The 26,896-nt window shown below is 65.5% G+C and carries 23 protein-coding genes and 1 pseudogene; 11 read left to right on the plus strand and 13 right to left on the minus strand.

Features of this window, described 5'->3' with window-relative positions; translation table 11 throughout:
* The 5 genes and pseudogenes from AD89_RS18000 to AD89_RS0102795 form a co-directional block, all read right to left on the minus strand.
* A pseudogene (locus AD89_RS18000) lies at nucleotides 1-192 on the minus strand (hypothetical protein); the annotation flags it as partial.
* 203 nt (nucleotides 193-395) lie between these two features.
* The gene (locus tag AD89_RS0102780) at nucleotides 396-1,301 is read right to left on the minus strand and encodes a glycine betaine ABC transporter substrate-binding protein (RefSeq protein ID WP_025777080.1); all 906 of its coding nucleotides are present in this window, start codon (nucleotides 1,299-1,301) and stop codon (nucleotides 396-398) included.
* 53 nt (nucleotides 1,302-1,354) lie between these two features.
* Nucleotides 1,355-2,254, minus strand: a complete 900-nt coding sequence (locus AD89_RS0102785; RefSeq protein ID WP_025777081.1) for an ABC transporter permease — start codon at nucleotides 2,252-2,254, stop codon at nucleotides 1,355-1,357.
* The gene (locus AD89_RS0102790; protein ID WP_025777082.1) at nucleotides 2,254-3,564 is read right to left on the minus strand and encodes a quaternary amine ABC transporter ATP-binding protein; all 1,311 of its coding nucleotides are present in this window, start codon (nucleotides 3,562-3,564) and stop codon (nucleotides 2,254-2,256) included. Before AD89_RS0102790 ends, AD89_RS0102785 begins: the two co-directional genes overlap by 1 nt.
* A gap of 336 nt (nucleotides 3,565-3,900) precedes the next feature.
* On the minus strand, nucleotides 3,901-4,701 hold the full coding sequence (locus AD89_RS0102795) for an alpha/beta fold hydrolase (protein ID WP_197021708.1): 801 nt from the start codon (nucleotides 4,699-4,701) through the stop codon (nucleotides 3,901-3,903).
* A gap of 57 nt (nucleotides 4,702-4,758) precedes the next feature.
* On the opposite strand from AD89_RS0102795, the gene AD89_RS0102800 reads away from it, so the two are divergent.
* Nucleotides 4,759-5,658 (plus strand): type I 3-dehydroquinate dehydratase, encoded by a 900-nt coding sequence (locus tag AD89_RS0102800; protein ID WP_025777084.1) that lies wholly within the window; start codon nucleotides 4,759-4,761, stop codon nucleotides 5,656-5,658.
* Between the two features lie 201 nt (nucleotides 5,659-5,859).
* Here the strand turns inward: AD89_RS0102800 and AD89_RS0102805 are convergent, their stop codons facing one another.
* The gene (locus AD89_RS0102805) at nucleotides 5,860-6,159 is read right to left on the minus strand and encodes a DUF4235 domain-containing protein (protein WP_025777085.1); all 300 of its coding nucleotides are present in this window, start codon (nucleotides 6,157-6,159) and stop codon (nucleotides 5,860-5,862) included.
* Between the two features lie 248 nt (nucleotides 6,160-6,407).
* On the opposite strand from AD89_RS0102805, the gene AD89_RS0102810 reads away from it, so the two are divergent.
* A complete protein-coding gene (locus AD89_RS0102810; protein WP_025777086.1) occupies nucleotides 6,408-6,608 on the plus strand; it encodes a hypothetical protein in 201 nt (66 codons plus the stop codon).
* Nucleotides 6,609-6,719: 111 nt separating this feature from the next.
* On the opposite strand, the gene AD89_RS0102815 is transcribed toward AD89_RS0102810, so the two are convergent.
* Both AD89_RS0102815 and AD89_RS0102820 read right to left on the minus strand, forming a co-directional pair.
* The gene (locus tag AD89_RS0102815) at nucleotides 6,720-7,607 is read right to left on the minus strand and encodes an aminotransferase class IV (RefSeq protein ID WP_025777087.1); all 888 of its coding nucleotides are present in this window, start codon (nucleotides 7,605-7,607) and stop codon (nucleotides 6,720-6,722) included.
* Nucleotides 7,604-8,707: a VIT1/CCC1 transporter family protein gene (locus AD89_RS0102820; protein ID WP_025777088.1), complete on the minus strand. Its 1,104-nt coding sequence runs from the start codon at nucleotides 8,705-8,707 to the stop codon at nucleotides 7,604-7,606. The genes AD89_RS0102815 and AD89_RS0102820 overlap by 4 nt, the downstream gene beginning before the upstream one ends.
* A gap of 531 nt (nucleotides 8,708-9,238) precedes the next feature.
* Here AD89_RS0102820 and AD89_RS0102825 point away from each other — a divergent pair.
* The 4 genes from AD89_RS0102825 (at nucleotide 9,239) to AD89_RS0102840 (ending at nucleotide 15,205) form a co-directional block, all read left to right on the plus strand.
* Nucleotides 9,239-11,359: a M28 family peptidase gene (locus AD89_RS0102825; RefSeq protein ID WP_025777089.1), complete on the plus strand. Its 2,121-nt coding sequence runs from the start codon at nucleotides 9,239-9,241 to the stop codon at nucleotides 11,357-11,359.
* A 245-nt stretch (nucleotides 11,360-11,604) separates the two neighbouring features.
* The gene (locus AD89_RS0102830; protein ID WP_025777090.1) at nucleotides 11,605-12,066 is read left to right on the plus strand and encodes a DUF3817 domain-containing protein; all 462 of its coding nucleotides are present in this window, start codon (nucleotides 11,605-11,607) and stop codon (nucleotides 12,064-12,066) included.
* 204 nt (nucleotides 12,067-12,270) lie between these two features.
* Nucleotides 12,271-14,091 (plus strand): flotillin family protein, encoded by a 1,821-nt coding sequence (locus AD89_RS18005; RefSeq protein ID WP_025777091.1) that lies wholly within the window; start codon nucleotides 12,271-12,273, stop codon nucleotides 14,089-14,091.
* A gap of 205 nt (nucleotides 14,092-14,296) precedes the next feature.
* The gene (locus AD89_RS0102840; RefSeq protein ID WP_025777092.1) at nucleotides 14,297-15,205 is read left to right on the plus strand and encodes a cation diffusion facilitator family transporter; all 909 of its coding nucleotides are present in this window, start codon (nucleotides 14,297-14,299) and stop codon (nucleotides 15,203-15,205) included.
* A gap of 79 nt (nucleotides 15,206-15,284) precedes the next feature.
* On the opposite strand, the gene AD89_RS0102845 is transcribed toward AD89_RS0102840, so the two are convergent.
* On the minus strand, nucleotides 15,285-16,394 hold the full coding sequence (locus tag AD89_RS0102845; protein ID WP_025777093.1) for a tartrate dehydrogenase: 1,110 nt from the start codon (nucleotides 16,392-16,394) through the stop codon (nucleotides 15,285-15,287).
* Between the two features lie 137 nt (nucleotides 16,395-16,531).
* On the minus strand, nucleotides 16,532-17,416 hold the full coding sequence (locus tag AD89_RS0102850; RefSeq protein ID WP_025777094.1) for a LysR family transcriptional regulator: 885 nt from the start codon (nucleotides 17,414-17,416) through the stop codon (nucleotides 16,532-16,534).
* An 88-nt stretch (nucleotides 17,417-17,504) separates the two neighbouring features.
* On the opposite strand from AD89_RS0102850, the gene AD89_RS0102855 reads away from it, so the two are divergent.
* The gene (locus tag AD89_RS0102855; protein WP_025777095.1) at nucleotides 17,505-19,136 is read left to right on the plus strand and encodes a DASS family sodium-coupled anion symporter; all 1,632 of its coding nucleotides are present in this window, start codon (nucleotides 17,505-17,507) and stop codon (nucleotides 19,134-19,136) included.
* Between the two features lie 88 nt (nucleotides 19,137-19,224).
* On the opposite strand, the gene menC is transcribed toward AD89_RS0102855, so the two are convergent.
* Nucleotides 19,225-20,349 (minus strand): o-succinylbenzoate synthase, encoded by a 1,125-nt coding sequence (gene menC, locus AD89_RS0102860; protein WP_025777096.1) that lies wholly within the window; start codon nucleotides 20,347-20,349, stop codon nucleotides 19,225-19,227.
* Nucleotides 20,350-20,519: 170 nt separating this feature from the next.
* On the opposite strand from menC, the gene AD89_RS0102870 reads away from it, so the two are divergent.
* A complete protein-coding gene (locus AD89_RS0102870; protein ID WP_231488384.1) occupies nucleotides 20,520-21,581 on the plus strand; it encodes an FkbM family methyltransferase in 1,062 nt (353 codons plus the stop codon).
* Between the two features lie 90 nt (nucleotides 21,582-21,671).
* Here the strand turns inward: AD89_RS0102870 and AD89_RS0102875 are convergent, their stop codons facing one another.
* Nucleotides 21,672-22,844 (minus strand): M20 family metallopeptidase, encoded by a 1,173-nt coding sequence (locus AD89_RS0102875; RefSeq protein WP_197021704.1) that lies wholly within the window; start codon nucleotides 22,842-22,844, stop codon nucleotides 21,672-21,674.
* A gap of 149 nt (nucleotides 22,845-22,993) precedes the next feature.
* Between AD89_RS0102875 and AD89_RS0102880 the strand changes: the two genes are divergently transcribed.
* On the plus strand, nucleotides 22,994-24,475 hold the full coding sequence (locus AD89_RS0102880; protein WP_025777099.1) for a glutamate-cysteine ligase family protein: 1,482 nt from the start codon (nucleotides 22,994-22,996) through the stop codon (nucleotides 24,473-24,475).
* A gap of 125 nt (nucleotides 24,476-24,600) precedes the next feature.
* Here the strand turns inward: AD89_RS0102880 and AD89_RS0102885 are convergent, their stop codons facing one another.
* The gene (locus AD89_RS0102885; protein ID WP_025777100.1) at nucleotides 24,601-24,906 is read right to left on the minus strand and encodes a cupin; all 306 of its coding nucleotides are present in this window, start codon (nucleotides 24,904-24,906) and stop codon (nucleotides 24,601-24,603) included.
* Between the two features lie 173 nt (nucleotides 24,907-25,079).
* Between AD89_RS0102885 and AD89_RS0102890 the strand changes: the two genes are divergently transcribed.
* Nucleotides 25,080-25,652, plus strand: coding sequence for a peroxidase-related enzyme (locus tag AD89_RS0102890; RefSeq protein ID WP_035319739.1), 573 nt, complete (start codon nucleotides 25,080-25,082; stop codon nucleotides 25,650-25,652).
* A gap of 4 nt (nucleotides 25,653-25,656) precedes the next feature.
* Nucleotides 25,657-26,865 (plus strand): pyridoxal phosphate-dependent aminotransferase, encoded by a 1,209-nt coding sequence (locus AD89_RS0102895; RefSeq protein ID WP_025777102.1) that lies wholly within the window; start codon nucleotides 25,657-25,659, stop codon nucleotides 26,863-26,865.
* The last annotated feature ends 31 nt before the right edge of the window (nucleotides 26,866-26,896 follow it).

The raw sequence follows: 26,896 nt of genomic DNA on the forward strand, positions 1-26,896 counted from the left end.
GGGGAGCGAAACGTCGGCGACCGCCTCGACGAGGATCGGGTCCGACTGTCTGGCTGCCTCGGCGGGGATCGTTTCGGCGGACACGGCCGCCTCGGCGGATGTGCGCCATTCGAGCCGGACGATCGACCGGCCATCGCTGGAGACTGTCAGGGGACCGACGAAGGTGTCGACGGATGCCGAATGGATCGCCATGAGATGCCCTCCGTTCGAGTTCCGCGCACCGAACGCGGTGCCAACGGCGCTGCCTCATCGAGTCTACTCATACAGCAGTGCCCTCCCGACTCTGTCGAGTCGGGAGGGCACTGCATATTCATGACTGCGCGCCGCGCGGCGGGGAAGTCAGCAGCTGAGCAGAGGACGTCGACCTCAGGGCAGCTGCTGCCGCGGCAACAGGATCACTCCTCGTCAGGCAGCTCACCTTCGTAGGCGTCAGGGTTGGCCTTCAGCCACTCGGTGATGGCCTTTTCGCCATCATCCTCGTACTTGTTGACGACCAGGTCCTCGAGGTCTCCGTACTGCTTGTCATCGAGCTTAATGTTGCCGATGTAGTCAGCAGCGTCGGAGAACTCATCGCTGAAGCCCTTGGTCGCGGTGAAGTGGAGCTTCTCGGGATCGCCCATCGCGCCCTTCGGATCCTCCAGGTCCTTGACCGGGTACTCGTTGTTCGCCCAGAACGGACGCCACAGGGTAACGACGATGTCCTTCTCCGCATCGGTCGCGTTGCCGAGCTCGGTGAGCATGGCAGCCGTCGACGAGGTGACGAGTTCGTACTCGTCGTCGAGACCGTATTCGGGAATCATCGCCTTAGTGGCCTTCGTCAGACCGGCACCGGGCTCGATTCCGATGATCTCGCCGCCGAAGTCCTCGCCCTTGCCTTTGAGGTCCTCGATCGAGTTGACGTCGTCCATGTACTTCGGGACGGCGATCGTGAGGACGGCGTTGTCGTAGTAGGCGCCGACGTCTTCGAGATCGTCACCGTATTCATCGATGTACTGCTTGTGCGTGACCTCGGGCCATGAGGACGGATACATGTCGATATCGCCGTTGGCGACACCGGCGTACAGGACGGCGGCGTCGTTGAAGGTCTCAGTCTCGACGTTGTAGCCCATCTTGCCCAGCTGATCCTCGAGCAGGAGCGAGATGCTCTGGCCGTCGGTCCAGCCGGTGACATAGCCGAGCTTGATGTCGCCCTTGTCGCCGCCGCTGCCATCGTCGCTCGACGCTTCCTGCGAGCAACCGGTCAGAGCGAGGCCGAGGGCTGCGACTGCAGCGACGAACGGGGTGAGAAATCTTCTCTTCATTATGTGTTCCTTTTCTCTAGTGTTCGACATTTCAGACTGTGTGGTCCATCGATTCAGGCTGCCGCGGCAGTCGCCTTGTTCTTCGTGCGGCGACGGCGCAGCCCTGCCACGAGCGAGCGCGGGTAGTCCTTCGCATTGCCCAGGGCTGCGGTGACGCGATCGAGGTAGACCGCGATGATCACCACGCCGAGTCCGGCTTCGACACCGAGCGGCAGGTTCTGGGTGGCGATCGCTTCGACGACGTTCTTGCCGAGTCCGTCGGCGCCGACCATGCCGGCAATGACGGCCATGGCCAGTGCGAGCATGATGACCTGGTTGATGCCGGCCATGATCGTGGGCGTGGCCAAGGGCAGCTGGACTCCGCGGAGGATCTGGCCGGGAGTCGCACCGAAGGACTGTCCGGCTTCGACCGTCTCCGAATCGACGCCGCGGATGCCGAGCTCGGTGAACCGCACGCCCGGAGGCAGAGCGAAGATCACCGTCGCCACGAGGCCGGGGACGACGCCGATGCCGAAGAAGGTGACAGCAGGGATGAGGTAGACGAATGCCGGCATCGTCTGCATGAAGTCGAGGATCGGTTTGATGACCGCTGAGGCTTTGTCGCTGCGTGCGGCCAGAATGCCGACCGGAATGGCGACGATGACGGCGATGACAGCGGCGATGATGATCAGCGCCAGGGTCTGCATCGCGGCCACCCATTGGTCCATCGTCATGATGAAGAACAGGGTGATGAGGGTGCCCACGGCCATCTGCCACGAGCGGAAGACCCAGCCGATGAGCGCCAACAGGATGATGATGACGAGCGGATGGAGGTCGACGAGCACGTCGGTGAGGACGTCGATGAGGAGGTTGAACAGCCAGGTGACGGCGTCGAAGAACCACGCGACGTTCTCTTTGAGCCAGTCGAATACTGTGTCGACCCAGGCTCCGATCGGAATTCTGATGTTCTCCATCAGCGCTCACCCCTTTCGCCGGCTGCCTGCGGTGCGACGGCATCATCACCTTCGGCCAGTACCTGGTCGATGATCCCGGTGTCGACCGGCTCCGGCCAGTCTTCGACTGAGGCGTCCGTCGCCTGCTCGTCGTTGCCGTTTTGGTTGCCGAGCGCGGCGAGCAGGGTTGCCCGCGGCACGACACCGACGAGTTCGCCGTCCGCATCGGTGACGGGCACTGGCAGAGGCATCTCCGCGGTCGGGAGGAAGAGGTCGATGAGCAAGTCGTCCGGAGACGCAGGGTGGGCGACCGGCTTGATGATCTCGTCGAGAGTCGTGGCGCCTGTCCGGATGTGCTCGACGCAGGCGCGGTCGCTGACGAGTCCGAGGAACTTCCGGTCCTTGTCCGTGACATACACGCCCGAGGCGTTGTTCTCACGCATGGTGCGCAGCGCGACGCGGGGGCCGTTCTGATTGGTCACGGTCTGACGTGCCTTCTCCATGACGTTGTTCGCGGTGAGGACCCGTGCTCGATCGACGTCGTGGACGAACTGCGCGACATAGTCGTTGGCAGGGTCGGTGAGGATGTCCTCCGGGGTGCCGACCTGGACGATGCGTCCATTGCGCATCACCGCAATCCGGTCACCGAGGAACATCGCCTCATTGAGGTCGTGGGTGATGAAGATGATCGTCTTCTTCAGCTCCCGCTGCAGTTCGACGAGCTGTTCCTGCATTTCGCGGCGGATCAGCGGGTCGAGGGCGGAGAAGGCCTCGTCCATGAGGAGGATGTCGGTCTCGGCCGCAAGCGCGCGGGCCAGGCCGACGCGCTGCTGCATGCCCCCGGAGAGCTGTTCGGGGAATTTGTCGCCCCAGCCATCGAGGCCGACGGCCTTGAGCCAGCGGTCGGCTGTCGCGTCCCGCTCCGCCTTCGCGACTCCACGGATCTCGAGCGCATAGGCGGCGTTGTCCCGGACAGTGCGGTGCGGCAGCAGCGCGAAGTGCTGGAACACCATCGAGATGTGTTCGCTGCGGACCTTGCGCAGTGTCGCGGCGTCGACCTTTGCGATATCGGTGCCCAGCACCTCGACGGACCCGGCAGTGGGTGCCCAGAGCCCGTTGAGCGTGCGGATCAGGGTCGACTTGCCCGAGCCCGACAGGCCCATGACGACGAAGATCTCGCCGGCCTCGACGTCGAAACTCGCGTCGATGACGGCGGCCGTTCCGAGTTTGGTCAGATCATCGCGGTCGGCGCCGGATTCGAGTCGTTTGACGACTTCGTCTTCGCGCTTTCCGAAAACTTTGTAGACGTGTGACGCTTTGACAACGCTCACGTGCTTCCTCCTTGCATTCTTGGCAGTCCGCAAGAACGAGAGGCTTCACCCCCGTTTGCACGGTTCGGTGCTCGCAGATCAGATCCGAATAGCTCAATTGCGCACGCGCCTCACCGCACACGGATATCTGATCCACCATTGTAGTTTTGATCAGGGTTCTCGGCAGAGATTTTATTGCACGTATCCGGCGTGCCAGCCTTGACTGGCGCTCTGACCTGGGGAAATAACTGCTCGTGCGTTACTTGATTGTTATAATCATCGATTGGAGCATGTAGATGTGCCGTTTATGGATTTGTTACCGGATATGAGGTTTTGATGCAGTAGGCGGCCTTGTCTTCAGGGCGTCCGCAGCGATTCCGTGAGGAAGCGGATCACGGCCGGAGTGACCACCTCGGCGAACTCTTCGAAGAATCCGTGGCGGCCCTCCGGCAGAATGCGCAGCTGATAACCGGGGATGCGTTCGTGGAGGATGCGGGCATTTCCGACCGGGTTCATCCTGTCGGCGTCGCCGTGCATGATCAGCGTCGGAGAGGCGATCTCCGGCAGCCGCTCCCACGCGTCATGATTGGCGCTGATACGCAGATGAGCGGATGACTCGGCGGCCGTCATCGTGTCGTCGCCGAGCATCTTGCTGTACTCCGCCGACACCGTCCATTCGGGGGTGTAGAAGAGGTCGAAGAGGTACTGAGTGTGCTCATCTCCGCGCAGCCGCGCCAATGCCTGGCCGACCTCGCGGGGACGCTTGACCGCGTGCGGACCGCCGGGGGAGGTGCACCCGAGGATGAGTGCGCTCACTCGATCCGGGTGGTTGAGCGCCAGCATCTGCGCGATGCGCCCGCCCATGGAGGTGCCGTACACCGCGGCCCGATCCACACCGAAGCGGTCGAGCACGTCCGCGGCGTCGTCGGCGAAGCTCGCCGTCGACGGTTCGCCGAGCTTGCCCCGGCTGCCGCCCGTGCCGCGATAGTCGAACGTGATCGTGCGGAAGTCCGCTTCGAAGTCCCCGCGCAGATCGTCCCACCACTCGTGCGAATTCGACTGTCCCTGCAGCAGGAGCAGCGCTGGGGCGTCCTCCGGCCCGCTGACCTGGGCTTCGAGGGGGAAGCCATCGCGTGCGCTGATCCTGTCCATCTGCATCGTTCCCACCCGTGTCCTCCTGCCTGCGCGCGTCGGATCACCGCCTACGCTTGAGAGATGAAATCATTGCCGTTCCTCAATCCTGACGCAGGATCGCCCGCCGTGCGCAATCCCGGCCGACCGGCCATCATCGTGCCCACGCAGGCGCTCGACGCCGAGGACCTCTCCGCCGAATGCGCTGCAGCCGCCTCCGCCGGGATCGTCGACGCCGTCGAATGGCGCATCGATCTGCTGCTCGCCGCCGCTTCCGGTTCCGCACAAGGTGGGGCGCAGGGTGGGGCGCACAGTGGTGTGCACGGCCTCGCCGAGGCAGCCCTTCGTCTGCTTCCGCATGCACTGGCAGCGGGGCTGCCGATTCTCCTGACCGTGCGCACCGGTTTCGAAGGCGGGCAGGTGGCGATCACGGAGGACGACTACGCCGAGGTGGTGCGGGCGCTGATCGCCGGGGTCGCTGATGTCGAGGCGAAGTCTGGTTCCTCAGCCGGCACCGCCGACCCCGCGGCGTCGGGCGATCTCGGCACCGTGGACTCAGGCGTTCCCGTCGCCGTCGACGTTGAGATCGACCGAGCCGAGTCGGGCTCCCTCATCGCCTCGGCGCGGGAAGCGGGCGTGCCCGTTGTCGCGTCACACCACGATTTCGAGTCCACGGACTCTGCCGAACGCCTGCTGAAGACGTTCGCTGCGATGAGCGAGTCCGGCGCGGATGTGGCCAAGGTGGCGATGATGCCGCAGACGCCGGCCGATGTTCTGCGTCTCCTGGAGGCGACGGCCGCGGCGGATGCCTCGCTGCCGGTTCCCGTGCTCGGGATCGCGATGGGACTCTTGGGCCGGACGAGCCGGATCATGGGCGCCGACTTCGGCAGCTGCGCCACATTCGCGCAGATCGGTCGGGCCTCGGCCCCGGGGCAGATCGAGGCATCGGTCCTCGCCGAGATCCTCGACCGCGTCACAGGCTGACCACCGGGCTCCGCTGCGTCGGGCGTAGGTGTGTATGAGCGGCCTCAAAGTTCATACGCAGTGATCTCGATCAGGGCGTATGAATTTCTGACCCACGTTTGCTGACGGGCCTGGCTCAACCGGCAGAGTCCGTCGGGGAAGCAGACGGCCCGCGAAGCATGTGCTTCGCGGGCCGTTTCGCTGGTGGAGGTCAGCGAAGGATCAGTCGGTGGTCTCTTCGATCTGCTTGCGGAACTTCTTCGGCAGGGCCTCATCGCCGAAGTTGTTGCGCACGGTGTTCGCGGCGATGCGCTGAACGACGAGCTGAGCCACGGCCACGCCGACGCCGGAGACGATCGTCCAGGCCAGAGCCTCGGACATCGAGATCTCGTCATCGACAGGGTTCGACGGCGCCGGGCGCTTCGTCGACTTCTCCCACGCGAAGGTCAGGGTCTTGCGAGCGACGAACGCGGCTGCGATGGGCGCTCCCACGCCGATGATCTGCCAAGCGAGCTTTCCCATGCTCGTGTCCTTTCCTTTGAACTTCGGATCCCTGAGCTCGAGGGAGCCGCAGGAACGTATTCCGTCGAAGACAACACTAACGCAGGACGATGCGCCCGCGGCCACCCCCGATCGAACGAGGTCGAGAAAGTTCCCTCATTTCATACTTTTGGGGGATGTGCCGGGCAGATCGGCGGGGATAGCGTGAGAGCACGCTTCGGTCGGGCAAAGGGAAGGTCTGAACCGAAACGTGAAGAGAAAGGCACACGATGCTGAGGAAGTGGAAGACGCGCGTCGTCACCGGACTGTTCGTCTGTGGCGCCCTCGGATTCCTGCTTGCGCTGCTGCCGGGACTCTCCGGCGTCTTCTGGCCCGTGTGGCTGATCAGCTGCGCCGCCTGCATCCTCGGGCTCGTTCTCGCCTTCACTCTCCCCTCGGCGAAACCCGCCGACGCTCTGCCCCGAGCTTGAAGAGCTCGGGGCAGCGCATCCCCGACAGCACGCATCCCCGACAGCGCATCCCGACAGCACCCAGAGACCGGACGGCCGAGGGAAGGTCATCCCCACAGACTCACCGGGGTGTCAGCGGCCGCGGATGATCGCCTGGAATCGGTCTGTGAGATTCTGATCTACAGCGATCGCGTTGCCGTCGAGTTCACGCAGAGCGGCGGCCGTGCGCATCGACGAGACGAACCAGGCCCCGTCCGCGTCCTTGACGTCGTCGAGTCCGAGGTCGGCGTATTCGGCGCGCAGCCCCAGGCCCTCCGCATGATCGAAGATCAGGCGCTGCGTCGTTCCCGACAGCAGACCAGCCTCCGGATTCGGTGTGAGGAGGCGGTTGCCTCGGCGGATGATGAGGTTTGCGGTCGGGCCTTCCAGCACGATTCCGTCGTGGGAGACGAACAGCGCCTCGTCGGCGTCGTTCGCCGCGGCATAGCGGCCGGCCGCCTGATTGACCGCATAGGACAGCGTCTTCGCGCCGATGAGCAGCCACGGGGCCTTGCTGCCGATATAGGCGTCGAATCCGCGGTCGAGGCTGACGGCGGTGACACCCTGCTCCCGGGCGGTGAGGATATGGTCGTCCACGGGCACGGGGAAGGCCCATCCGCGGCCCCGGAACCGACCGTTCGCGTCCTGCTCCCCGCGCGAGAGGGCATAGCGGATCCCGAACTCGATGTTGTGGGGACCGGCGGCGGCCACCTCGGCGATGAGGGAATCGATGACCCGATCCCACAGTCCTTGGTCCGGATCGGGCAGATCCAGCGCCGAGGCGGATGCGCGGAAGCGGGTGAAGTGCCGTTCCCGTGACACCACGGTGGCACCGTGCGCCCCCACGCTGACCAGCACGGTTTCGAAGATGCCGTCTCCGCGATGAGCGGAGAGATCCGTGACGGGCAGCTGAGCGGCACCGAGATCGGTGAGCTCGAACTCAGCCGTGGTGGGGTCGACGAGGATGAGCGGGTCGGTCATGCGGTACCTCCGAAGAGCAGGCCGAGGATGTAGGTCACGGCGGCGGCGCCGAAGCCGATGCCGAGTTGGCGCAGGGCGCGGGGGCCGGGTGATTTGCCCGAGAGCAGGCCGACGATGCCGCCGGTGAACAGCAGCGCGATGCCGACGAGTCCGGCGGAGAGGAACACGGCGGGCAGCCCGGACATGCCGAAGATATACGGCAGGATCGGGATAAGCGCGCCGGAGGAGAAGAAGCAGAAGCTTGAGAGGGCAGCGCCGATGCCGGTGCCCAGTTCGTCACGGTCAACCTCGGAGTCGAGGTTCGGCAGGCGCGGCGCCTGCCTGTTCTTCGCCGCAGCGATCGTGCGGTTGGCGCGGGCCTCGGCTTCGCGGGCCTCCATGCCGCGGGCGCGGAAGACGAGAGCGAGCTCGTTGGCGTCGATGTTGAGGTCGGCCAGGGCGTGCCGGGACTCGGGGTCCGGGGTGGAGGCGTCGAGGAGTTCGCGCTGGGAGCGCACCGAGATGTACTCGCCGGCTCCCATCGACAAGGCGCCGGCGAGCAGCCCAGAGACGCCGGTGAGCAGGATGACGGTGTTCGAGACTCCCGCCGCGCCGACGCCGAGGACGAGCGCGAGGTTCGAGACCAGGCCGTCGTTGGCGCCGAAGACGGCGGCCCGGAAGTTCCCCGACAGGCGGGCGCGGGAACGGGCGGCCAGAGCGCGGACCACCTCGGCGTGGATGCGTTCGTCGGCGGCCATCTCGGCCGAGGCGGCTTCGTCTTCGTCGTACGGCGAGCTCGTCTCCGACTGCTGAGCAAGAGCGAGGACGAACACGGAGCCGAACAGGCCGCCGAGGAAGGCCAGGCAGCGGGTGAGGAGATCGGCGGAACGACGCTTCTCGGCATGCTCGCCGAGCAGCGTGATCCAATGCTCCTGGTGCCGGGATTCCGCGGCGGCGAGGCTGAGCAGGATCTCACGGTCCTCGCCGCTGCGGCGTTCGGCGAGGTTGCGGTACACCCGTTCCTCGAGCCGTTCGTTGGCGAGGTAGCGCTGCCAGCGGCGAATGGTTCGTCTGTCGGGGGAGGCGGGCGGAGTCGCTCCCGCGGAGTCATCGGTCGTCACTGGTCCGAGTCTAGTCGTGCGGTCTGATCTCGGCACTGGGTGGGCGGTGAGCGGCCGGGCGGGGTTCGGCCGAGTGGCGGTGACGCTGCGCCGGCGCTGCTCGGCCGGTGACGCTCGGTGTGGCGCTGTTCGGTCTGGCGCGTATGGGCGCGATTCCGGTGCGGCCGGGGTGCCGCGGGAGCGACCGTCGGCGCGGACGCACTGACCGCAGAGAATCCGCATGTGGACCGCAGGCCGTCCGCGTGTATGAAACCGACCAGTGACTGGTCGTTATCAATTCGTAATATAAAAGTCGGCTGGTGTGCGTTAGATTAATGACCAATGTGAGTTGTGTCACCGTTTCGTTATAGAAGCATGTGATTCGTTACCAATGACGAGTCATGGCGAAGCGTCAGAATCGAGCTTCCCCGCAAGTGCAGCCGTCGATGGGCCGACACAGGCATGGACGAACAGTCATGCCGTGGCGGTCATTTCCGGTGCGCCGTCATGTGCGATTCCTCTGGACACAGACAAAGGAGCGAAAGGAACTCCATGAAGTTGAGCACGAAGAGCTGGCTGGCAGTCACCGCCACAGCCGGACTGGTCCTCGGCGGGGTGAGCCCGGCACTGGCAGCGGGCACCGCGGGACCGACCGAACACACCGATATGGGAGTCAACGGCGATGCCGTGATGGAGCATCTGCAGAAGATCTCCGACATCTCCACCTCGCACGCGGATGAAGGTCACCGTGCGCTGGGCACCCCGGGCTACGAAGAAGCGGTGGAATACGTCGAGTCGACCCTCGAGGCGACCGGAGCCTTCGATGTGAAACGTCAGGCCTTCGACGTCGAGAGCCAGGACTTCGGCACCGTCGACGTCAAGGTCGACGGGGAAGCGGTCGAGGTTGCGACCGCCTCATACACAGAGGGAACCACGGAGCCGCTGACCGATCTGCCGGTGGTGCTGCCGGTCGATGACGACAACAGCGACCTGGCCGGCGGTCAGCTCGGCTGTCAGGCCGGTGACTTCGACTCCAGCGCCGAAGGTGCGCTTGTGCTCGTGTCCCGCGGCGAATGCGCCTTCGGTGAGAAGACCAAGGCCGCCACCGAAGCCGGTGCCGCAGCGGTCATCATCTACAACAACGACAAGGACAACCCGGACGAGGAGCTCAACGCCACCCTGGGTGAGCGGATGGAAGGCAGTGCCCCGACGGTGACGGTCACCTACAACGTCGGCACCGACCTCCTCGAGAAGGTCGAAGCCGCAGGTGCCGAGGCCGGCGCAGAAGCCGGCAGCCAGACTGATGCCGAGGCGGGCCTCGGGCAGGGTGCCGACGAGACCGAGGAAGCCGCCGCCGACGATGCGGCGGCCGAAGCCGCGGCCCTGACCGCCGACTTCACGCTCGAGACCGAGTTCGTCACCGAGACGACCTGGAACGTCATCGCTGAGACCAAGGCCGGCGACCATGACAACGTCCAGATGTTCGGCGCACACCTCGATGGGGTCGAAGAAGGCCCCGGCGTCAACGACAACGGTTCGGGGACCGCGGCGCTCCTCGCTTCGGCCGAAGCGCTTGCCGAGCAGCCGACCGAAGTCGACAACGCCATCCGCTTCGGCTGGTGGGGCGCGGAAGAAGTCGGACTCGTCGGTTCGACGGAGTACGTCGCGAGCCTTGACGATGCCGAGCTGGGCAAGATCAAGTCCTACATGAACTTCGACATGATCGGCTCCGACAACTACATCGTCGGCACGCTCGACTCCGACGGCTCCGATGTGCCGATCCCCGACGGCGTCAACGTCCCCGAAGGTTCGGCCGAACTCGAGAAGATCTTCACCGACTACTTCGCCGACATCGACCAGCCCAACGTCGGCACCGACTTCTCCGGACGTTCGGACTACCAGGCGTTCATCGACAACGGCATCCCGGCCAGCGGCCTGTTCTCCGGAGCAGACGGCACGAAGACGGCTGAAGAGGCTGAGATGTTCGGCGGCACCGTCGGCGAGAAGCACGACACGAACTACCACCAGCCCACGGACACGATCGAGAACGTGAGCAAGGAGTCCATCGACATCTTCGCCCCCGCCATCGGCTTCGCCGTCCACACGCTGGCCTATGAGCTGGCCGACGCGCCGACGGATCCGCCGACCGATCCGACGACTCCGCCCACGGACCCCACCGATCCGCCCACGGAGACACCGACCGAGGCCCCTGATGAACGAACACTGAGCATCGATCCGAAGACGATCGAAGCGCCGGACTTCGTCAGTGAGAAGGGCGTCCAGGTCGCGGCCACCGGCTGCGCCGCCGACACCACGGCGACGATGACGGTGACCCCGAACAACGGGAAGATCGAGACGTTCGAGCAGACCGCCGAGGTCGGAGCCGACGGCACTGCCCGATTCGGAGTCCGCGGACTCGACGCGTCAATGGTCGACAGCTACATCGGCACCTACGACGTCGCCGTCGACTGCGAAGGCGGAGACCCGCTGACCGGATCCTTCGAGGTCGTCGCCGAAGGTGACGGGCCGGGAGCCGGTGACGGCGGCAACGGCGGCGGTGGAGGAGACCTGCCGCGGACCGGTAACGAAGCCCTGCCGCTGATTCTCTCGGCCGGAGCGCTCATCGCGCTCGGTCTGGCGATGACGCTGGGTTCGCGTCGCCGCCGCAGCTGAGCGACAGCCGAGACGACGTGCCCTGATCGGCACGGACGGCCCGATGCGTGGTCGGTGACTGGTAACGGTCACCGGCCCGTATCGGGTCGTTATCGTCTGCGAAGATGGCGATGGCTGCGGAGTGATCCGGCGGCGCAGCTCGGATGGCGCAGCTGAGTCGGCACTGACCCAGATCTGAGATCGAGCGACTCACCTGGCGGCGCTCCTCAGGGGTCGTTCACCTTGTCCGGGCACAATGGTCTTCCGTGACTCCCAAACGCTTCTTCACCTTCTTCGCCATCGCCGAGACCGTGACCTGGACTCTGCTGCTGATCGGCATGTTCCTCAAATACGTCACCCACACCACCGAGGTGGGGGTGCGGATCGGCGGAGGCATCCACGGCTTCGTCTTCATCTGCTTCGTCATCGCCGTCATCGGGGTCGGCACCTCGCAGCAGTGGAGCAAGCGTCGTATCGCCACGGGCCTCGGGTCGGCGATCATCCCCTATGCCACGATTCCCTTCGAACGCTCGGTGGAGAAGACCGGGTCCCTCGAAGGCGACTGGGGACTGGGCCGCAACGGCCGCACCCCGCAGACCTGGTTCGAGAAGCTCACCTCCTGGTGCATCCGGTCGCCGTGGCTGGCAGTCAGCCTCGGGATCATCTTCGTCGTTCTCGTCTTCTCCGGGCTGCTGCTGGCGGGCCCTCCCGGCGACTGGGGCAGATGATCGACTGATCGACACCGCGAGCCCGCAGCGCGGACGGCTCTGACCGACCGCCTCGGCGAGGGGCGGCAGGTGCGGATCCGGACGGACGGCGGGCGTGAAGAGCCGCCTCGGCGGACATCCTCCCTGTCCTGTGTCCGTGGGCTCGCATAGGATGAATGGGACGGGCCGGACAACGGCCGCCCAACCGCGATGAAAGGCCCACCGATGGACCTGCTCTTCGGCGTCGGAGGAATCGGCATCCTCGTCGTCATCATTCTCATTGCCCTGCTCGTGATCCTCAGGTCCTACAAGATCGCCTCACCGTCCGAGGCGCTCATCATCACCGGCCGGAACGCTTCGGGGTCGTCCGGCACCGGTCGCATCGTCATCGGCGGTCGCTCGGTCGTCTATCCGATCGTGCAGAAGGCGTTCATCCTGTCGCTGTCCTCGCGGCAGATCTCCGTCGAGATCGACGGCATCTCCATCAACGGCATCGCCCTGCGTCTGCGCGGAGTCGCCCAGGTCAAGGTCGGCGGCACCGAGGATGATGTGCGCAAGGCCGCGCAGCGCTTCCTCGACCAGCAGGATCAGATCGACCACTACTCGAAGGAGATCCTCTCGGGTACCCTGCGCGCCGTGGTCGGCACGCTCACCGTCGAGCAGATCATCCAGGATCGCGCTTCCTTCGCCGCGCAGGTGCAGGAGGAGTCCGCGCATTCGATGAACAATCAGGGCCTCATCATCGACACGTTCCAGATCTCGGCGGTCGAGGACGAAGGCAGCTACCTGCGCGACTGGGGCCGTCCGCAGGCCGCCGAGGTGGCGAAGAACGCCGCCATCGCCGAGGCGAACGCCGGCCGCGCATCGGCCGTCGAGCAGGCGCAGCAGAACGAGGAGACCCAGAAGCAGCAGGCGCTGACCGACCAGGCCATCGCCGAACAGCAGCAGCAGCTGGCTCTGCGGCGGGCCGCGCTGAAGGAAGAGGCCGATCAGCGTCAGGCGACGGCCGATAATGCGGGCCCGCTGGCGGCGGCAGCCGAGAAGCAGAAGCTGCTCGAGAAGGACCGGATCGTGGCGAAGGAGGCCGCGGAGCTGCGTGCCGAACAGCTCGACGCCGAAGTGCGCCGACCCGCCGACGCCGAACGCTACCGGCAGCAGGCTGCGGCCGATGCCCGGGCCTATGAGATCGAGGCGCAGGGCCGAGCCGAGGCCGCTGCCGAACTGCATCGGCGGTCGAAGGACGCCGAGGCGATCCGGCTCGAGGGTGAAGCCGAAGCCGATGCGATCAGGGCGCGCGGTGAGGCGGAAGCCGAGGCGCTGCGGGCCCAGGCCGAGGCCTACAAGCAGTTCAACGATGCGGCCGTGCTGTCGAAGGTGCTCGAGGTGCTGCCCTCGGTCGCCGGAGAGCTGGTGGCGCCGTACGCGAACATCAAAGATCTCTCGATCGTGTCCACCGACGGCGAATCGAAGCTCGCGAACTCCGTGTCGAACAACCTCTCGCAGGTCCTCGAGGTCGTGCGCGGAACGACCGGAGTCGACCTCACCGACCTCGTGGCCAAGGCGAAGGGGGCCGGCGAGGGCGGTTCGAATAGTGCTGGGTCAGACGACCCCGGAGGGTCGGGAGGACCCGGTGGTTCCGGCGGATCCGACAGCGGGCGACCGGACGGAGCCTCCGCCGCGGATGGGAGGTCAGGTGAGGTCGTCGACGGGGTCGTGGCAGACGGCGCGGCTTCCGGCCCGCGATCGAACCGCTCCGGCTTCGACCCGAAGGCCTTCCTCGACGACAGCGGGGTCGATCTCGACCGGATCGGCGACGAGGTGAAGAAGGCCACCGGCTTCGATGTCCAGGCCTATATCGACGAGGCGAAGCGCCGCCTCGACGACAGCGGTGCAGGCGCGGCGGGGACCGGTCAGGACGGGTCCGGCTCGGGCGCAGCCTCGCCCGGTGGCGATGAGCCCGGCGACGATCAGGACTCCGACAGCCAGGGCAGCGACGGTCGGGACGACGACGGTCAGGACACTCACGGTCAGGGCACCGTCAGCTAGGGCAGCGACGGTCAGGACACTCAGAGCTGACAAATTCGGGTGCCGAGGCGCCCACAACGCGCAGACAACGGCCGCCGAGGGCATCCTCGGCGGTCGCTTCCTGCATGGAGCGCGACGGTGCCGACTGGCTCCGATTCTTCGCTGAAGCCGATCAGATGCATAAATAAATGTGCATATGTTAATATATTGAGTCGAGGAGGTATCTATGGCTCATGATCATGCGCATGGTTCAGGTTCGCGGCGCCAGCTGAGGATCGTCTTCGGCATCGTCGCGACGATCTTCGTCTTCCAACTCATCGGCTCTGTCGTCACGGGCAGCCTGGCGCTGCTCATCGACACCGGTCACAACGCCGTCGATCTCATCGGCATCGGCATCGCGCTCTTCGCGGCGAGCTTGGTCAGCAAACCGACAGGCGGACAGAAGACCTGGGGCTTCCGTCGGGCGGAAGTGCTCGCGGCCGGTGCTCAGGCGACCCTGCTGCTGGGGCTCGGCGTCTACAGCCTGATCGAAGGCATCCGGCGGTTCTTCGTCCCGCCGGAGGTGCCCGGACCGGGCCTGCTGCTCTTCGGTGCCATCGGCCTCGTCGGCAACCTCGTCTCCATCGTCATCCTCAGCTCATCGAAGGAAGACTCCCTCAATCTCAAGGCGGCGTTCCTCGAGGTCATCGCCGACGCGCTCGGCTCGGTGGCCGTGATCTTCGCCGCTCTGGCGATCTGGCTCTTCGGTTGGGAGCGCGCCGATGCGGTGGCTGCTCTAGTCATCGCGGCGCTCATCGTTCCCAGAGCGTTCGCCATCCTGCGCGAGACCGGGTCGATCCTGCTCGAAGAAGCACCGAAGGAGCTCGATCTGGACAAGGTCCGCGAGCATCTCGAGGCGGTCGAGCATGTGCAGGAGGTCCACGACCTCCACATCACCCGCATCGACTCGAATCTGCCGGTGCTCACCGCTCATGTGGTGCTCGCCGACGAGTGCTTCTATGACGGGCATGCCCCGCGTATCCTCAAGGCTCTGCAGGAGTGCCTGACGGAACACCACAAGATCGCGATCGAACACTCGACCTTCCAGTTCGACCGGGCGAAGGACGCCGCCGAGGAGACCCACACCCACGACTGAAGCGGCGCGCCCTTCATCGGTCGGTGGCCGGTGAGGGGAGGGCCGCCTCGACGGGATTCAGGTCGTTGTCGGCCGCTGCTCAGACGGCTGCGAGACCCTCGGCGTTGATGGCTTCGAGCTGAGCGACGATCGCTTCGGTCATCTCGACGGTATTCGACTCGCCGCCCAGGTCTCGTGGCAGGATCCCGGCTCCGGTGGCATTCTCGATGGCCCGGCGTACGCGGTCGGCTTCTGCTGTCAGTCCGAACTGGTCGAGCATGAGTGCGGCCGACGAGATCGCTCCGATCGGGTTCGAGATCCCCTGCCCGGCGATGTCCGGAGCGGAGCCGTGCACAGGTTCGAACATCGAGGGGAAGCGTCGCTCGGGGTTGAGGTTCGCGCTCGCTGCGAGGCCGAGGCTGCCGGCCAACGCCGAGCCGAGATCCGAGAGGATGTCCGCGTGCAGGTTGGATGCGACGACAACGGACAGCTGCTCCGGGTGCAGGACGAATTTCGCGCTCATCGCGTCGACGAGGACGCTCTCGGTTTCGACATCGGGGTAGTCCTGGGCGACACGGACGAACACTTCGTCCCACAGCACCATTCCGTACTGCTGAGCGTTCGACTTCGTCACGCTGGACACCTTCTTCACGTCCCGAGTGCGCGCGATATCGAAAGCGAAGCGGATGATCCGTTCGCATCCCTTCTCCGTGTGCAGGCTGGTCTGCAGCGCCACCTCGTTGCCGGGGCCGCGCCCGCTGAGGTTGCGGCCGCCCATCCCTGCGTACTCACCTTCGCTGTTCTCCCTGACGACGATCCAGTCGAGCTCGGTATCGTCGGCCTTCCGCAGCGGGGACTCGACGCCGGGCAGGAAGGTGACGGGGCGGATGTTCGCCCACTGGTCGAAGGGCTGCGTGATCGCCAGGCGCAGCCCCCACAGGCTGGTGTGATCAGGGACGTCGGCCGAACCGACCGCACCGAAGTAGATGGCGTCGTGCTTCTCGAGTTCCTCGAGTCCGCCTTCGGGGATGTAGCAGCCGTTCTTCAGGTAGTACTCCGAGCTCCAGGGATACTCGGTGACCTCGAACTCGACCGTCCCTTCGGACTGTTTGGCGATGGTGTCGAGCACGCGCAGTCCGGCGGCGACGACCTCGCCGCCGATGCCGTCACCGGGGATGGAGGCGATCGAGAAGGTCTGTGGTTCGGTCATGATTCTTTCGTCCTTGGTCGAAGGGAGTGGAGAGCTCGTGGCGCCTGCGGCGCTCGTGAGTATCGCTCTGACTCCATTGAGCACTCGATCCGTTGATAAGTCCAAGATCGGATTGTGATGATTCAGATAGGTGGTGCCTATAGCTGAAGATCGATCGCCAGCTGCAGCAGTCGAGCAGCCGCGGGCGTCAGACCTTCTTGGCGTGCGATGGCCGAGACGTGCAGAGACGGTGCGCCGGAGATCGGGACCAGGCGCACCTGCCCCTCGGCGGCAAAGCTCTGCCAGGACGCGGGCAGCACCGCTTGGCCGATGCCGGCCCTGACGAGGGGGAGGATCGAATTGCGGTGTGTCACCTCGGCGACGATGTCGATGTCGATGCCGCGCCCGATGAGCTCGTCGACGTACGCGCGCATGAGTGAGCCCCTGTGGGAGACGATGAGTCGTGTGCCGGCGAGGGATTCCGGGGTGAACTCCTCGGCATCGAATGAAGCGGGCATGGACGGGCCGGTGGCGAGCATGAGGGGCTGGTCCGCCAACGGGACGACCTGAAGGTCGCTGACCAGCAGAGGTCCGCGTCCGCCGAGGAATCCGATCTCGGCGCGACCGTAGCGGACGGCTTCGACCGTCTCGTCGACGGTGAAGGTGCCGTTGAGATCGAACGAGACCTGCGGGTGTTCACGCGTAAAAGTCGACAGCAGAGACGTCAGCGGCTCGATGCTCGGGGTGGGCATCGCCGCGATCTGGATCCGACCCGACCGCAGTCCGCGCAGGCCTCGCACGTGCGCTTCCGCCGTCTCGAGGTCGCGGATGACGAGCCTGGCCGGTCCCTCGAGTTCCCTGCCCGCTTCGCTGAGCGTGATGCGACGTCCGACCCGATGGAAGAGTGTCACACCGAGCTCCCGTTCGAGCCCTTTGATCGTCTGTGACAGGGAGGGCTGCGCAACGAGGAGCGACTCCGCCGCTTTCGTGAAGCTGCCGGTGTCGACGACGGCGAGGAAATGGCGGATCTGACGAATATCCATAGGTCAAGACTATCGATTGCATCGCAAAATAGCCTTGGACTATTCGAGCCCCGTCCGGCAGGCTGAAACGACGGCGATGAAAGGACCAATGACGGTGAGTACTTCGCAGAAACACGGCAGCAACGGTTCGTCAGGGCTGATGACCGATGTGCGTGAGGCCCTGCTGGGCGGCAAGACATTCCGAAGTCTGAGCGAGCAGAAGCTCTCTCCGCGGGAGGAGAAGTTCGAACGGGCTCGGATGACTTCGGGTTTCATCCTTGCTCCGCTTGTGACGATCGTCTTCGCACTCATCCCGATGGGGCTGAGCTATCAGCAGCACATGCTGGCGGCGATCCTCCTCGGCGTCATCGTCCTCTGGATCACCGAACCGGTGCCGATCCCCATCGGCGGTCTCATCGGTGTCGGCGCAGTCGTCGTCCTCGGGATCGTGCCGGCCGCAGATGCGGTCGGGCCTTTCGGCTCTTCGACGATCTTCACCTTCATTGGTGCGTTCATCCTCGCCCAAGCGATGCTCCACCACGGAATCGCCCAAAGGCTGGCATTGACCGTTCTCGCACTGCCCGGTGTCGGGAAGTCGGTCTACCGCGTGATCCTCGCCTTCGGCCTCATCACCTGTGTGCTCTCCGCCTTCGTGTCGAACACGGCGACTGTGGCGATGCTCATGCCCACGGCGTTGGGCATCCTCGCCGTGATCGCCGAGCTCATGCAGGAGCGCGGCATCGTGAAGAAGGACTTCGACCCGCTGCGGCTCCGGGTCGGTGCGGCACTGCTGCTCATGCTGGCCTACGGCGCGAGCGTCGGCGGGCTGCTCACTCCCGTCGGTTCACCTCCGAATCTCATCGGACGCGGACTCATCGAGGAGGCGACGGGGACGAAGATCTCCTTCGGCCAGTGGATGGCTGTGGCCCTGCCGATCTGCGTGGCGATGTTCATCATCCTCGCCGTCGTGCTGTTCCTGCTCAACAAGCCGGAGATCCGGAAGATCGAAGGCGTCGAAGAGTATGTGAAGAAGGAGCTTGCCGACCTCGGTCCCGTGTCCCGTGCGGAGAAGAACACCCTCTTCGCTTTCGGAGTCACCGTGGTGCTGTGGCTGCTGCCGGCATTCGCTGCCCTGTTCACAGGCACCGATTCGGCGATCTACGAGTTCCTCGACTCCCGCCTCGACGAAGGGATCGTCGCCGTCATCGGCGCTTCGCTGCTCTTCATCCTCCCCGTCGACTGGAAGCGTCGCGAGCCCACGCTGACCTGGACCCAGGCGGCGAAGATCGACTGGGGCACGATCATCCTCTTCGGCTGCGGCATCATCTTCGGAGCCCTGCTGGCCGACACCGGTCTGGCCGAGACGATCGGCACCGGATTCGCTGACGGCCTGGGCGTCACGAGTCTGCTCGCCATCACCGCAGTGTCCGTTGTGTTGGCGATCCTCATCTCGGAGACGACGTCGAACACCGCAGCGGCGGCCGTGATCGTGCCGATCGTCATCCCGCTGTGCCAGGCGGCGGGCATCGATCCGTTCGTGCCGGCGATGGCCGCGACCTTCGCAGCGTCGTTCGGTTTCATGCTCCCGGTCTCGACGCCGCAGAACGCGATCGTCTACGGCACCGGAGCCGTGCCGATCACGAAGATGATCCGTACCGGATTCTCCTTCGACATCGCCGGAGCCATCCTCATCGTGGCACTGGTACCGGTGATGATCGGGGTCGTCGGCCTCGGTCAGTGAGGTCGGGCCGGCGGGATTCTGCAGTGAAGGCGGCCCAACCTGCCGGTCGGTGGCCGGTGACGGGAGGGCCGCCTCGGCGAACCTTGTCCTACTGTCCGGGCAGGATCTCCACTGATTCGGTGCGGAAGCGTTCGAGCTTGGCCGGGTCGATGGAGACGCCGAAGCCGACGCCCGTGGGCACATCGACCTTGCCGTCGTACATGACGATCTCCTCGGTGATGTCCTCGTGGAAGAAGCGGTTCGAGCCGGAGATATCGCCGGGCAGGGTGAAGCCCGGCAGCGATGCCAGCGCCGCATTCGCAGCCCGCCCCAGGCCGGTTTCGACCATTCCGCCGTGCCAGACGGCGACGCCATGGGCGGCGGCGAGATCGTGGATCTTCTTCGCCTCGATGAACCCGCCGACACGTCCGGGTTTGATGTTGATCACCGAGGTGGCTCCCAACATGATCGCGTCAGCGGCCGCCTCGGCGGAGACGATCGACTCATCAAGGCACATCGGTGTGTCCATGAGCTTCGCAAGTTCCGCATGTTGGCGGATATCGGCTTCGCCGAGGGGCTGTTCGATGAGCAGCAGCCCGTATTCGTCGAGGCGCCGCAGATGAGCAGCATCGACCAGCGTGTAGGCGGCGTTCGCGTCGACCTGAAAGCCGAAGTCGTCGCCGAAGGCCTTGCGCACGGCGGCCACAGGAGCGATGTCCTTGCCGGGTTTGATCTTCAGCTTGATCCTGGCGTACCCCTCATCGAGGTAGCCGCCGATGACCTTGACGGTCCTCTCGACGGAATCCTGGATGCCCACCGATACGCCCGAGGGAACCGTATCGACGACTCCGCCCAAGTAGTCCTTGAACGACTGGTCGTTGAGCTTGAGCTGAGCTTCGATGACGGCCATCTCGAGTGCGGACTTCGCCATCGGGTGTCCGATGACATGGCGGAGATGCCACCCGACGGTCTCCGCGGTGAGGTCCTCGACGTCGAAGAGGAGTGGCGCCAGCCAGCGGCGGGTGACGTCGATGCCGGCGGCCACGTACTCGGAGGAGTAGAGCGGGGAGATCATCGCCACGGATTCGCCCCACCCGGTGATCTCGCCCTTCGGAGTGTCGAACACCGCCTCGACGAGGTAGCAGTCCTTCTCCGTCTCCCGCATGAACGAGGTCTCGAACGGGGTGACGAGAGGAATCGAGACTTGGTGGAGGGTGACTGACTTGAGCTTCATGTGCCGGGCTCCTGCTTCGCAACGGGGCGGATGGGTCTTCGCTTCCACCTTATGCCAGCGGTCCGCAATGAGGAGGCGAGTATCGCGATTCAGGTCGGGAAGGACTCTGGAGCCTCATTGCAATACCTCCGGGAAAGAAACCCTGGAGCGGCGGTCCGGGGATTGATAATGTGAACAAAAGTCTTCCTGTCAGCAAGGGGGCCACCGTCGTGAACGACCACCTGCGCACTCTCACCGCACGCAGACAGTCCTGGTTCGGCCTCAAGCTGCCGATCAAAACCGCCCTCGCTCAACCGGCGCTCCACCCGCTGCTGCGAACGATCGCGCCCCGGATCAGAGGACTGAAGACCGGTCGCCTCCCAGCACCGATCGAACTCACCGAGGTGCGCGGACGAGCCGGCGGACGATCGGGCGGAGCGGACTTCGTCCTCGTCGATCCCTTCCGCTGCGAAATCGCCAAGGAGTTCTACTGGGGCAAGGGCCGACGCACCGAACCCGAAGACGCGTTCGCCCTCGATCTCATGGTCGCGCTCAGTGCGGACGCGGACGTCTTCCTTGACATCGGTGCCTACACCGGGGTCTTCACCATGGCCGTCCTCGCGGCGAACGAGAATGTGCGCGCCCACGTCTTCGAGATCATCCCGGCTGTCGTCGCCGGCGCGGAGAAGAACATCGACCGCAACGGCTTCAACACCCGCGTGACCGTCCACCCGACCGGTGTCGGCAGTCCCGACACCTGGATGAAGGTGCCCATCGGGGACGGGGGATCGGCGCTGCCGTCGTTCTACTCCTCGGACATGCACTTCGACTCCGACGCCGAGGTGCGCTTCACCTCCCTCGACGCCCTCCTGCCCGAGATGCTGGCCGAAGTGCCGGACCGAGACACCCAGTCACAGCCAGGGGAGGGCCTCCACGACGGTTCGGGACAGGGCGAGACGCCGCGTGTGACGGTGAAGATCGACGTCGAGGGCGGGGAGAACGACGTCTTCGCCCACGGGCGGGAATTCCTCTCGACCTTCCGTCCGGACATTCTGTGCGAAGTCCTCTCCGACCGGGCGAAGCCACGAGAACTCATGAGCCACCTCGGCGAGCACAGCTACCACTACTATCTCGTCGGCGAAGACCGACTGTACGCACGGACGGTGATCCGGCCCGATGCGCACCTGCGCGACTGGCTGTTCACGCTGAAGTCACCGGATCAGATGCGCGCCGCCGGCTACCCGGTCGACTGATGCTCTGCTGCCGACAGTCAACTGTGTGCAGGGGAGGCCCCAGCGCACTGACAGCGGGACCGGTCGACTAGCCGCCGGCGCCGCTCCGCTTCAGCCCTGCAGCTGATCGGCGATGAGGGCGGCGAGAAGTGCGGTGCGCGGGGCGATCTCGTCGATGACGGCGTGTTCGTGTTCGGCGTGCGCCCCATCACCGACGGCGCCCAGACCGTCGAGGGTGGCGATGCCGTCACCGGCGGTGAAGTTCCCGTCCGAGGCGCCGCCCACCGACACTCCTTGCGGCGCGGGCAGTCCGAGCTCGCCCGCAAGGGCCGTCGCCCGGTTGAAGAGCGCAGCCGACTGCTCCCGTTCGAACGGAGGCCGGTTGATCCCGCCGAGCACCTCCGTCGTCGAGCCCTCCACCTGCGGTTTCGCGGCCAGCTCGCGGATCTGTGCGTCCACGCGTTCGAGTTCGGCCGCCGTCCGGGCGCGCACATCGATGTCCACCCGGGCTTCGGCCGGCACAGTGTTCGACGTCGTCCCCGCGCTGATCACGGTCGGCACCACCGTCGTCCCCGCCTCGGCGTCGGCGAGACCTGCCACCAACTGAAGCGTCAGGGCCAGGGCCATGCCTGCGTTGATGCCCTTCTCCGGTTCGAGGCCGGCGTGCGAGGCCTTGCCGGTGAACTTCAGCACGTAGTTGCTCGTGCCCTTGCGCTCGAGTTTGAGCGCGCCGCCGGCGCTCGCCTCCAAGACGAACACGGCCTTCGCCTCGGCCGCCTCGGCGCGAATGAGATCCGATGAGGTCACGGATCCGATCTCCTCATCGCCGGTGACGAGGATCGACAGACCGTTCAGCCCTCCTTCGCCGAGGTGGTCGGCCACCATCGCGGTCGCGTGCACGCTCATGATCGCCCCGGTGAGCATGTCGAAGCTGCCGGGACCGCGGAGGATGCCGTCCTCGGTGGAGAACGGGATGCGTTCGAGGGTGCCGTGCGGCCACACCGTGTCCTGGTGGTTGAGCAGGACGACGCGGGCCGGCCCGGTGCCGAAGCGCAGGCGCAGGTGGGCGGTGCCGTCGACCTCGAGCAGTTCCGCCTCGGCACCGAGGCGGTCCCCCAGAAGCGCGGCGAAGTCCCGTGCTCCTGCGGCCACGGCCGCCTTGTCGTGTGAGGGGGTCTCGAGGGAGATGACCCGTTCGATGTCGGCGAGCATGTCGGGCAGGCGTCGCTTCGCCTCTTCGACGAAGTCGGCAGGCTGGGACGTGGGTGAAGTGGTGGAAGTCATAGGGCGAGTCTACGGAAGGCCGGTTGCCGTCTCCCGCGGTGTCCGGATGGTGCGATCGGTGCATGACCGGTGACGGCACCAGATGTGTGCCGGGATGCGGGACGGAGATCACCGCGCACAAACCCAGCCGTCTGTGGTTTGCTTGTCCTATGGGTGAGGCAGTCAGCTCGAAGCGGTACACGCCGGAGGAACGCACACTGTATCGGGAGAAGCTCGCAGAGAATCTCGAGCTGTTCGATACCTACCTTCGCCATGCGGATTTCAAATCGGCGGGCACGATCGGGCTCGAACTCGAGCTCAACCTCGTCGGCGACGGCAATCAGCCGAGCCTGCGGAACAAAGAGGTGCTCGATCGCCTCGATGACGAGTACCAGTCCGAGATCGGCGGCTTCAACCTCGAACTCAACCATCCGGTGCTCCAGGTCGCGGGCCGCGGACTCAAGACCCTCGAAGCCGGTGTCGCCCACCGTTTGGAGAAAGCGCAGAAAGCCGCCGAGGAGGACGGACTCAAGGTCGTGTCGATCGGCACCCTGCCGACCCTGACCACCGAATTCCTCACCGACGAGAAGTGGATGACCGAGGAGAACCGCTACGAGGCGCTGAGCAACTCGGTCATCGACGCCCGCGGCGAATACGTCCGCATCGAACTCGGCCGTGAAGAGCGGTACAAGGCGGAGTTCTCCGACATCGCTCCGGAATCCTCCTGTACCTCGATGCAGCTGCACCTGCAGGTGGCACCGAACCGGTTCGCCGACGCGTGGAACGCCTCGCAGGCGATCGCCGGGGCGCAGGTGGCGATGGCAGCGAACTCACCGCTGTTCGTCGGCCGCAAGCTGTGGCACGAATCCCGGATCCCGATCTTCGCGCAGTCCATCGACACCCGCACGCCCGAACTGGTCAACCAGGGCGTGCGTCCCCGCGTGTGGTTCGGCGAACGGTGGATCACCAGCGTCTTCGACCTCTTCGAGGAGAACGTCCGCTACTTCCCGCCGCTGCTGCCCGAGATCAAGGACTTCGTCGAATTCCGTGCCGCCGACGCTCCGAAGCTCTTCGAACTCAATCTGCACAACGGCACGGTGTGGCGTTGGAACCGCCCCATCTACAACTCCGGTGACGGCGGCGCCCATATTCGTGTCGAGAACCGGCTGCTGCCGGCCGGCCCGACCCCGGTCGACATGGTTGCCGATGCCGCCTTCTACTACGGTCTGGCCGAGTTCCTCGTCGGTGAGAACCGTCCCGTGTGGTCGCGGATGTCGTTCGCCGAGGCGGAGGAGAACTTCAACGCCTGCGCCAAGGACGGGATCGAGGCGCGAGTGACGTGGCCGAAGATCGGTCGCATCGGCGTGGCCGACCTCGTCACCGATGTGCTTGCGCCCCAGGCCAGGCGCGGGCTGGCGCGGCTGAACATCGACAAGGACGTCATCGACGAGTACATGTCGATCATCGAAGGCCGTGCCGAGAGCCGGGTCAACGGCGCGACCTGGCAGCTGAAGGCCCTCGAGAGTCTTGCTCCCGGCAGTCGGCAGCATTCGCCCGAACGCGTCGAGGGCATCACGGCGATGATGGACGCCTACCTGGCGAACCAGGCGACCGGGAAGCCCGTCCATACGTGGGAGATCCCCACCCGCTGAGTCGCGGCCTCTGCCGAAAATAGGTCGCTATCGGACATTCTGCGCTAAACGTAGGTCGCAATCGGACACTTCGCCACGCAGAAAGTATCCGATATTGACCACTTCTTGGACTCAGTCGACGAGGCTCAGAGGCGTTCGACCTCGACGAAGACGACGTCGGCGCTGCCTCCGGGATTCGAGACCTCGTGCTCGGACCCTGCCGGGCGTGTGTAGGAGACTCCGGCCTCGAGTTCGGCACGGATCTCGGTGCCATCCGAATTGCGCACGAGCATCGTGTCCGTGACCATCGGCACCACGACGTACTCATACTCATGTTTGTGCATCGGGATGACGCCGTCGGGCCGGATCGTCCACTTGGTCACCCGGAATACGCCGTTGTCGAGCTGGACCTCGCCGGTCGAACCGGTGTCTGCTGCATTGTCTGCGGTCATGGTGATCTCCTTCGATGCGCGAACGGCCTGCGGCGGAAGCCGGGACGGACCTGACGCCTTCACTGTATCGCTCGCACCGCTCCGTCTGGGCATCTCACGGGCGCACACCGCCACCTGCCCTCACGGCGAGAGGGCTCGACGCAGCCCGAGCCACCCGGGCTAGCATGAGGGATATGCGATACCCACTTGCTGACATCGACAACGTCGACGATGACATTCGCGCCCAGATCCTCGAGGTCGCCGAGAAGTCGGGGTTCGTGCCCAATGTCTTCCTCGCACTGGCCCGCCGACCGGACGAATTCCGCGCCTTCTTCGCCTACTACGACGCGCTCATGGAGAAGGAGACGGGGAACCTGACCAAGGCCGATCGGGAGATGATCGTCGTGGCCACCTCGGCGATCAATCACTGCCTCTACTGCGTCGTCGCGCACGGGGCGATGCTGCGGATCTTCCAGAAGGACGCGCTCATCGCCGATGTCGTCGCCACGAACTACCGCCAAGCCGATATCAGCCCACGTCAGGTGGCTATGCTCGACTTCGCCGTGAAGGTCTGCGACGAACCGTGGGCCGTGGGCGACGCCGACCACCAGAGGCTTGCCGACCACGGATTCGATGCCGAAGACGCCTGGGACATCGCCGCGATCACCGGCTTCTTCGGGCTGTCCAACCGCATGGCCCACATCTCCGGAATGCTCCCGAACCCGGAGTTCTACACCCTCGGCCGCCTCCCGCGAGAGAAGAAGTGAACCGATGATCTCATCCACCCCCGCCGGCACCGTCCCGGCCGCCTCCACCCGTTCCGGGCTCGTCAAGCCCTTCGCAGCGATGGGCATCGTCGCCACCGTCGGTCAGATGCAGCGGTCCGGCCGCGACACCATCGCCATGTGCCTGGGCGAACCGACCCAGGGCGCGCCCAGCCCAGTGCTCACCCGCGCCGCCGAAGTCATGAACGACGGTACGGGACTCGGATACTCGCCGATCTTCGGCATCCCCGAACTGCGCGAAGCCATCGCCTCCCACTACCGCGACTGGTACGGTCTCGACATCGCACCCGACCGCATCGCCGTGACGACCGGATCCTCCGGCGCCTTCCAGACGACGTTCCTCACCTGCTTCGACGTCGGCGACCGGGTGGCTCTGGCCCGGCCCGGATACGGCGCGTATAAGAACATTCTCGCCGCATTGGGCTGCGAGGTCGTCGAACTCGACTGCGGTGCCGACGAAGGGTTCCAGCCCACCGTCGACCTCTTGGCCGCCGCCCATGCGAAGGCCCCGCTCAAGGGGCTCATGCTCGCCTCACCCGCGAACCCCACGGGCACGATGATCGGCCCCGAGGCGCTTGGGCAGATCGTCGACTGGTGCCGAGACAACGGGGTGCAGGTGATCTCCGATGAGATCTACCACGGCATCAGCTATATCGGCACCCGCGGCGAATGCGCACTCGCCCACGACGACACTGCCATCGTCATCTCCTCGTTCTCCAAATACTGGGGCATGACCGGGTGGCGCCTCGGCTGGGCGATCCTGCCCGAAGCGCTCGTCGCCCCGGCCCAGAACGTCACGGGAAATCTCTCCCTGTGCGCCCCGGTTCCGGCGCAGTACGCGGCGGTCGCGGCCTTCGCCGATGAGTCCTATGCCGAATGCGAAGCGGCCGTGGCCTCATTCGCCGGGGCCCGCGAGCATGTGCTGAACGCCGCTGCCGACCTCGGCTTCGGCGAGATGGCCCCACCCGACGGCGCCTTCTACATGTACGCCCGCGTCGACGACATCCTCGACCGTGCGGGTCTGGCGACCTCCGGCCAGTGGTGTGAGCAGGTGCTCGAGGCCACCGGCGTTGCGCTCGCCCCCGGTGACGATTTCGACTCCGTCGACGGATCCAGGTCGGTGCGCCTGTCGCTGGCCGTCGGAGCGGACCGGACGGCCGAAGCCATCGACCGCATCCTCGACTTCATGGGATGAGTCCTGAATGTCGTGAGATGAGTCCCGCCGT

It is taken from the genome of Brevibacterium sp. VCM10, from assembly GCF_000583215.1.
Classification (GTDB): domain Bacteria; phylum Actinomycetota; class Actinomycetes; order Actinomycetales; family Brevibacteriaceae; genus Brevibacterium; species Brevibacterium linens.

Bases quoted from the DNA above. Each gene is read 5' to 3' on its own strand.
- AD89_RS0102780 (WP_025777080.1), bottom strand. From the start codon at position 1,301: ATGAAGAGAAGATTTCTCACCCCGTTCGTCGCTGCAGTCGCAGCCCTC.
- AD89_RS0102785 (WP_025777081.1), bottom strand. From the start codon at position 2,254: ATGGAGAACATCAGAATTCCGATCGGAGCCTGGGTCGACACAGTATTC.
- AD89_RS0102795 (WP_197021708.1), bottom strand. From the start codon at position 4,701: ATGCAGATGGACAGGATCAGCGCACGCGATGGCTTCCCCCTCGAAGCC.
- AD89_RS0102800 (WP_025777084.1), top strand. From the start codon at position 4,759: ATGAAATCATTGCCGTTCCTCAATCCTGACGCAGGATCGCCCGCCGTG.
- AD89_RS0102805 (WP_025777085.1), bottom strand. From the start codon at position 6,159: ATGGGAAAGCTCGCTTGGCAGATCATCGGCGTGGGAGCGCCCATCGCA.
- AD89_RS0102810 (WP_025777086.1), top strand. From the start codon at position 6,408: ATGCTGAGGAAGTGGAAGACGCGCGTCGTCACCGGACTGTTCGTCTGT.
- AD89_RS0102815 (WP_025777087.1), bottom strand. From the start codon at position 7,607: ATGACCGACCCGCTCATCCTCGTCGACCCCACCACGGCTGAGTTCGAG.
- AD89_RS0102825 (WP_025777089.1), top strand. From the start codon at position 9,239: ATGAAGTTGAGCACGAAGAGCTGGCTGGCAGTCACCGCCACAGCCGGA.
- AD89_RS18005 (WP_025777091.1), top strand. From the start codon at position 12,271: ATGGACCTGCTCTTCGGCGTCGGAGGAATCGGCATCCTCGTCGTCATC.
- AD89_RS0102840 (WP_025777092.1), top strand. From the start codon at position 14,297: ATGGCTCATGATCATGCGCATGGTTCAGGTTCGCGGCGCCAGCTGAGG.
- AD89_RS0102845 (WP_025777093.1), bottom strand. From the start codon at position 16,394: ATGACCGAACCACAGACCTTCTCGATCGCCTCCATCCCCGGTGACGGC.
- AD89_RS0102850 (WP_025777094.1), bottom strand. From the start codon at position 17,416: ATGGATATTCGTCAGATCCGCCATTTCCTCGCCGTCGTCGACACCGGC.
- AD89_RS0102855 (WP_025777095.1), top strand. From the start codon at position 17,505: ATGACGGTGAGTACTTCGCAGAAACACGGCAGCAACGGTTCGTCAGGG.
- menC (WP_025777096.1), bottom strand. From the start codon at position 20,349: ATGAAGCTCAAGTCAGTCACCCTCCACCAAGTCTCGATTCCTCTCGTC.
- AD89_RS0102875 (WP_197021704.1), bottom strand. From the start codon at position 22,844: ATGACTTCCACCACTTCACCCACGTCCCAGCCTGCCGACTTCGTCGAA.
- AD89_RS0102880 (WP_025777099.1), top strand. From the start codon at position 22,994: ATGGGTGAGGCAGTCAGCTCGAAGCGGTACACGCCGGAGGAACGCACA.
- AD89_RS0102885 (WP_025777100.1), bottom strand. From the start codon at position 24,906: ATGACCGCAGACAATGCAGCAGACACCGGTTCGACCGGCGAGGTCCAG.
- AD89_RS0102890 (WP_035319739.1), top strand. From the start codon at position 25,080: ATGCGATACCCACTTGCTGACATCGACAACGTCGACGATGACATTCGC.
- AD89_RS0102895 (WP_025777102.1), top strand. From the start codon at position 25,657: ATGATCTCATCCACCCCCGCCGGCACCGTCCCGGCCGCCTCCACCCGT.